Origin of the sequence: Dokdonella sp. (genome assembly GCF_049593775.1) — a bacterium.
Lineage (GTDB): Bacteria > Pseudomonadota > Gammaproteobacteria > Xanthomonadales > Rhodanobacteraceae > Dokdonella.
Window position 1 is genome coordinate 1 of the sequence record NZ_JBAWHJ010000418.1, and the last position, 6,449, is coordinate 6,449.

Sequence of the window (6,449 nt, forward strand, 5' to 3'; positions counted from 1 at the left end):
ATATTCGGCACCGACGCGAGTGGGCTGAAAGCTGAGGGGTGCGCAGCTCGCGGCTTCATGACAGAATCGACCGGTCAGGTATCCGCCTGACCCAATCTTTCGGGGAGATTTAGCATGGAAAATCGCAGCAGCGCACCGGTAATGTCACTTGGCGACTGGATCATCACGTTTATCGTGCTGATGATTCCGCTGGTCAACATCATCATGTTGTTCGTTTGGGGCTTCTCCAAGACAACCAACCCCAACAAGTCCAACTTCTGCAAGGCGTATCTGATTCTCGTCTTGATCTCGGTGGTTCTGTTCTTCCTGCTCGGTGGCATGGCATTCATGTCGGGAATGGGCAGCATGCCCGCAGCCGGCATGTGATTTTCGGCGCGCCTGCCTGCAGGCAGGCGCGCACTTTCCACGGGCCCGTGATTACTCCGGGTCGTAGTCCAGATTGGGTGCCAGCCACCGCTCTGCCTGAAGCAGCGTCCAGCCCTTGCGGCGGGCATAGTCGGCGACTTGTTCACGGCTGACCTTGCCAACTACGAAGTACTGGCTTTTCGGATGCGAGAAATACCATCCGGACACTGCCGCTGTCGGCATCATTGCGAAGCTCTCGGTAATCGAAATGCCGGCATTGGCCGTTGCATCGAGCAACTTGAACAATGTTCCTTTCTCGGTGTGGTCAGGACAGGCCGGGTAGCCAGGGGCAGGGCGTATGCCGCGATACTTTTCGGCGATCAGATCCTGGTTGGTCAACGATTCATCGCAACCATAGCCCCAGTACTCGCGACGTGTGCGCTGATGCAGGCATTCGGCGAACGCCTCTGCTAGCCGGTCTGCCAGGGCTTTCAGCATGATCGCCGAATAATCGTCATGATCCTTCTCGAACCGCGCGACATGCGCGTCGATGCCGATGCCAGCGGTAACCGCGAATCCTCCCATCCAGTCATCGACCTCGCATTCTTTCGGTGCGATGAAATCTGCAAGGCAGAAGTCCGGGCGCTCCACCGGCTTGTCGACCTGTTGTCGCAGGAAATGCAGGTTCGCCAGCAGTGATTCGTCATCGTTCAGAACTTCAACGTCGTCACCCTGGCTGCGCGCCTTCCACAATCCGATCACGCCCTTTGCGCCAAGCCATTTTTCGCTGACGATCTTGTCGAGCATTGCCTGCGCGTCGCGGAAGAGCTCGCTTGCCTGCTCGCCAACCACGGCATCTTCGAGGATCGCGGGATAGCGCCCAGCCAGTTCCCAGGCATTGAAGAACGGTGTCCAGTCGATGAACCTGAGCAGGTCCTGCAGGGGGAAATCGTCGAAGACGGTAATGCCGGGCTGATTCGGCGCTGGCGGCTGGTAGTTCGCCCAGTCGCCTTCGAAGCGTTGTGCCCGGGCCTTCTCGATCGAGACCAGTCGCTTGGCGTTGCCGCGATCCTTGTGGCGTTCGCGAATATCCGAATATTCGGATCGGATCTTGTCCATGAATGCGGTGACCAGTTCCTTCGTGGCCAGCGACTGGGCGACACCTACGGCACGCGAGGCATCCTTGACCCACACGGTGGGTGCCTTGTAGCAAGGATCGATCTTCAATGCAGTGTGCGCACGCGAGGTCGTCGCTCCTCCGATAAGGAGCGGCAGGTGGAAATCCTGGCGTTGCATCTCCCGCGCAACGTGGGACATTTCTTCAAGGGATGGCGTGATCAATCCCGAGAGACCGATCATGTCGGCATTCTCGGCGCGCGCGGTATCGAGGATCTTCTGCGACGGCACCATCACGCCAAGATCGATCACTTCGAAATTGTTGCAGCGCAGGACGACGCCGACGATATTCTTGCCGATGTCGTGCACATCGCCCTTGACTGTCGCCATGACGATCTTGCCGTTGTTCTTCCCGGTGTCGCCAGTGCGCAGTTTTTCTTCCTCGATGAATGGCAGCAGCCAGGCCACGGCCTTTTTCATCACGCGCGCCGACTTGACCACCTGCGGCAGAAACATCTTGCCGGCGCCGAACAGGTCGCCAACGATGTTCATCCCGTCCATCAGGGGTCCTTCGATCACATCAAGCGGCCGTGTCGACTGGAGGCGTGCTTCTTCCGCATCAACTTCTGCATAGGCATCAATTCCATGAACCAGCGCATGGGCGAGACGTTTGGCAACGGGAAGGGAACGCCACTCGTTCTTGTCTTCGCGACTCCCCGATCCAGACTCCCGGCTGCCGCCCTTGTAGTTGCCCGCTATCTCCAGCAGTCGCTCGGTCGCATCGTCGCGTCGATTGAGTACGACATCTTCGACTCTCTCGCGCAGGTCGGCATCTAGGTCGTCGACGATTGACAGGGCACCGGCATTGACGATGCCCATGTCCATGCCGGCGCGGATTGCGTGATAGAGGAAGACGGCATGGATTGCTGCGCGTATCGGCTCGTTGCCGCGGAACGAGAACGAGACGTTCGATACTCCGCCGGAGACGTGGCAGTGGGGCAGGGTCTGGCGGATGATCCGGGTGGCCTCGATGAAATCGACGGCGTAGTTGTTGTGTTCCTCGATGCCCGTGGCAATTGCGAAGATGTTCGGATCGAAGATGATGTCTTCTGGCGGAAAATCGAGCTGCTCGGTGAGGACCCGATAGGCTCGGGTGCATATGGCCACCTTGCGCTCGCAGGTGTCGGCCTGGCCGTCTTCATCGAAAGCCATGACCACGGCTGCAGCACCGTAGCGCATGACCGCGCGAGCATGTTCGAGGAACTGTTCCTCACCCTCCTTGAGCGAGATCGAGTTGACGATGCCTTTGCCCTGCAGGCACTTGAGGCCGGCCTCGATCACGGTCCATTTCGACGAATCGACCATCACCGGTATGCGAGCGATGTCAGGTTCGGAGGCGATCAGGTTGAGGAAGCGAACCATCGCCGCCTCGGAGTCGATCAGCCCCTCATCCATGTTGACGTCGAGGATCTGCGCACCGTTGTCGACCTGCTGGCGAGCCACCTCGACGGCATCCTCGAAACGACCTTCCTTGATCATCTTGCGGAACTGCGCGCTGCCGGTCACGTTGGTGCGCTCGCCGACGTTGATGAAATTGAGCTCGGGCGTGATGACTAGCGGTTCGAGTCCGGACAACACCATGTATCGAGGGCTGCCGTTCATGCCGCGATTTCCTTGTTCGGGTCGGGCATGGTGCGTGGCCTGATTCCATGCACGGCTTCGGCGATGGCGCGAATGTGTGCGGGCGTGGTTCCGCAGCAGCCACCGACGAGATTGAGCAATCCTGAGTTGGCGAACTCCTGCAACGTGGCGGCCATTTCCTCGGGAGTTTCGTCGTACTCGCCGAAGGCGTTGGGCAAGCCTGCATTCGGATGCGCACTGACGAAACTGTGGCTGATCCGGGCCAGGGTTTCGATGTGTTCACGCAAGTCGCTGGCACCCAGTGCGCAATTGAGCCCGAATGAAAGCGGGCGGCTGTGGGCGAGCGATGCGTGGAACGCTTCGGCAGTCTGTCCTGAAAGGGTGCGACCCGAGCGGTCGGTGATCGTGCCCGAGATCATCAGTGGCAGGCGGCCTCCGCGCTGCTCGAATACTTCGCCGGTGGCATACAGCGCAGCTTTGGCATTGAGTGTATCGAAGATGGTTTCGACCATGATGGTGTCTGCGCCGCCGTCGATCAGTCCTTCGACTGCCTCGCGGTAAGTGCCGCGCAATTCGTCGAAGTTCGTGTTGCGGAATCCCGGGTCATTGACGTCCGGGCTGATCGACGCCGTGCGACTTGTCGGGCCCAGTACGCCGATCACGAAACGCGGCTTTCCCGGTGTCTTCGCGGTGAAGGCATCACAGCACGCGCGCGCGATTCGGGCAGCTTCCCGATTCAGTTCGTAGACGACATGTTGCAGGTGATAGTCTGCCTGGCTGATCGCAGTAGCATTGAAGGTATTGGTCTCGACCAGGTCGGCACCGGCCTCGAGATAGGCGTTGTGCACGTCGGCGATGATGTCGGGCCGGGTCAGCGAGAGCAGGTCGTTGTTGCCCTTGAGATCGTGGCCGCAGGCATCGTGGTGTCCGAGTGTCGCGTCGTGACCGTCGATGAAGCGCGTGCCGCGGTAGTCGGCTTCGTCAAGGCGGTGCGCCTGGATCATCGTACCCATGGCGCCATCGATGATGAGGATGCGTTCGTGCAGGGCCTGTTCAAGCGCGTGCACGCGATCCGGATGCAGCCAGCGCAGTGAGGTGCTCACGGCTTGCGCGCCAGCAGGGAGATCACTTCAAAATGCGGAGCCTTCACTTCACGGGTAATGCGCTCGCACGAAAGTACCTCGAGCCCGGCGTCCGTTGCGAATGCGCGCAACTCGTCAGGCTTGAAGCCGAGATTGCGGTGATCGAACGGCTCCACTGCCGTGCGATGCCCGTGCTTGCCGAGAGTGGCTACCAGCAGACGGCCTCCCTTGGCCAGTAGCCTGGCTGCTTCGGCAACCACCGCATCCGGCCGCTCGCTGTATGTCAGTGCGTGCATGAGCAGGATCAGGTCGAAGCGCTTTCGGCCGAAATCCAGAGCGTGCATGTCTCCGGTGATCACTTCGACATTGCTGAAAGCCTTGAGTCGCTCCTGTGCAGCACTGACAACGCGTGGACTGGCGTCGACGCACACAATGGAGCGCGCTCGCGGTGCCAGCAGTTCGGCAAGAACGCCGTCACCGGAGGCCACGTCAAGCACATCGCCCGGATCAACCAGTTGGGTCATGGCCCGGGCCAGTGTTTCCCAGGTCCGACCGGGCGAGTAGTGGCGTTCCATGTCGCCTGCGACCGTATCGGCCCAGCCCTCCGCACGCGCCCGTTTGGCGAGTATCGCGGGCAGTCGTCGCTCGTCGTCGATCAGCAGGGCATCTTCGACGGCGTCCTTGAGCGCCTGCAGCAGGGTTCTTTCGCGCGTCTCGAGCTCTCCGTTATAGCGGTAGTAGGAGGAAACTCCCGCACGCCGGTCTCGAACCAGGCCGGCTTCCTTGAGCTTGGCCAGATGCGTGGAGACCCGGGGCTGGGCCAGTCGCAGGACCGCAGAAAGTTCGGCTACGGTCAGTTCCTCGCGTTCCAGGAGTGCAAGCAGACGTACCCGGGTCGGGTCGGACAGCAGTCGCAGCAGGGCCGAAGTGGCAGTCAGGTCCACGTATTATCCTTTCATCTTGATCAAAAGATGGAAGTGCAGCCTAGCGATCACCAGCGACGCCGTCAACGCACCATTTCAAGCGCTGGCAGGGGCCTCAGGGGCGAGGCAGGGCCTTGATTCGGGTCGAGACGGGCGTCTTTGGTCAGTACGCGATAAAATGATCGGCCGTTTCCACCCCCAAGGACACTCCATGGATTTTCGCCTCAGCGACGACCAGCTCTCGATCCAGTCCATTGCCCGCGAGTTTGCGCAGAAGCGCATTGCGCCCGTAGCCGCCGAACTGGATGCCTCGGGAACCTTCCCGCTGGAGAACATTCGTGAAATGGGCAGGCTCGGTCTGATGGGCATCGAAGTCCCCGAGGAGTACGGCGGCGCGGGAATGGATCCGGTTGCCTACGCACTGGCGATGATCGAGATCGGTGCGGCGGACACGGCGACCTCAACCATCATGTCGGTCAACAATTCCCTGTACTGCAACGGCATCCTCCAGCACGGCACCGAGGAACAGAAACAGAAATATGTTCGCGCCATTGCCTCGGGCGAGGCGATTGGTGCCTATGCGCTGACCGAACCCCAGTCGGGATCGGATGCTTCGGCCATGCACACGCAGGCGACGAGGGACAAGGATGGCAATTGGGTCATCAATGGCAAGAAGAGCTGGATCACGTCCGGGCCCGTGGCCAAGTACATCATCCTGTTTGCGATCACCACGCCCGGAATCGGTGCCAAGGGCATCTCGGCGTTCATCATCGATACCGGACGCCCGGGCTTCCACACCGGCAAGGTCGAACCGAAACTCGGTATCCGTGCCTCGGCTACCTGCGAGATCGAATTCCACGATTACGTATGCCCGGCTGAAGACATGCTCGGACCACAGGGCAAGGGCTTCGGCATCGCCATGGGTGTTCTTGACGCGGGACGTATCGGCATCGCCTCTCAGGCGGTCGGTCTCTGTCGTGCGGCCTACGAAGCGAGCATTGCCTATGTCCAGGAGCGCAAGGCGTTCGGTCAGGCGATCGGTTCATTCCAGATGATCCAGGCAAAGATCGCCGACATGAAATGCCGGCTCGACGCTGCGACCCTGCTGACCTTGCGCGCAGCATTCGCCAAGGGCGAAGCGGACAAGACTGGCGGTCGCTTCAGCACCGAGGCGGCCGTGGCCAAGCTGTATGCCTCTGAAGCCGCCATGTGGATCACCCACCAGGCCGTGCAGATCCACGGCGGCATGGGCTACTCCAAGGAAATGCCGCTGGAGCGCTACTTCCGCGACGCCAAGATCACCGAGATCTACGAAGGCACCAGCGAGATCCAGCGCCTGGTC

5 protein-coding genes are annotated in these 6,449 nt (G+C 60.5%); 2 read left to right on the forward strand and 3 right to left on the reverse strand.

Going from position 1 to position 6,449, the window contains the following annotated elements:
- Positions 1-114 precede the first annotated feature (114 nt).
- On the forward strand, positions 115-366 hold the full coding sequence (locus WBP53_RS14355) for a hypothetical protein (protein WP_423930088.1): 252 nt from the start codon (positions 115-117) through the stop codon (positions 364-366).
- Positions 367-417: 51 nt separating this feature from the next.
- On the opposite strand, the gene metH is transcribed toward WBP53_RS14355, so the two are convergent.
- From metH to WBP53_RS14370, 3 genes are read right to left on the reverse strand one after another with little or no spacing between them, the layout of a single operon-like run.
- A complete protein-coding gene (gene metH, locus WBP53_RS14360; protein WP_423930090.1) occupies positions 418-3,123 on the reverse strand; it encodes a methionine synthase in 2,706 nt (901 codons plus the stop codon).
- Entirely contained in the window at positions 3,120-4,205 is a 1,086-nt protein-coding gene (locus WBP53_RS14365) for a homocysteine S-methyltransferase family protein (protein ID WP_423930092.1), read from the reverse strand. The genes metH and WBP53_RS14365 overlap by 4 nt, the downstream gene beginning before the upstream one ends.
- Positions 4,202-5,128 (reverse strand): ArsR/SmtB family transcription factor, encoded by a 927-nt coding sequence (locus WBP53_RS14370; RefSeq protein WP_423930094.1) that lies wholly within the window; start codon positions 5,126-5,128, stop codon positions 4,202-4,204. Before WBP53_RS14370 ends, WBP53_RS14365 begins: the two co-directional genes overlap by 4 nt.
- Positions 5,129-5,318: 190 nt before the next feature.
- Here WBP53_RS14370 and WBP53_RS14375 point away from each other — a divergent pair.
- The coding region (locus WBP53_RS14375; RefSeq protein WP_423930096.1) for an acyl-CoA dehydrogenase family protein at positions 5,319-6,449 on the forward strand (1,131 nt) is incomplete at its 3' end.

Coding starts and splice junctions, on each gene's coding strand:
- WBP53_RS14355 (WP_423930088.1), top strand. CDS start 115: ATGGAAAATCGCAGCAGCGCACCGGTAATGTCACTTGGCGACTGGATC.
- metH (WP_423930090.1), bottom strand. CDS start 3,123: ATGAACGGCAGCCCTCGATACATGGTGTTGTCCGGACTCGAACCGCTA.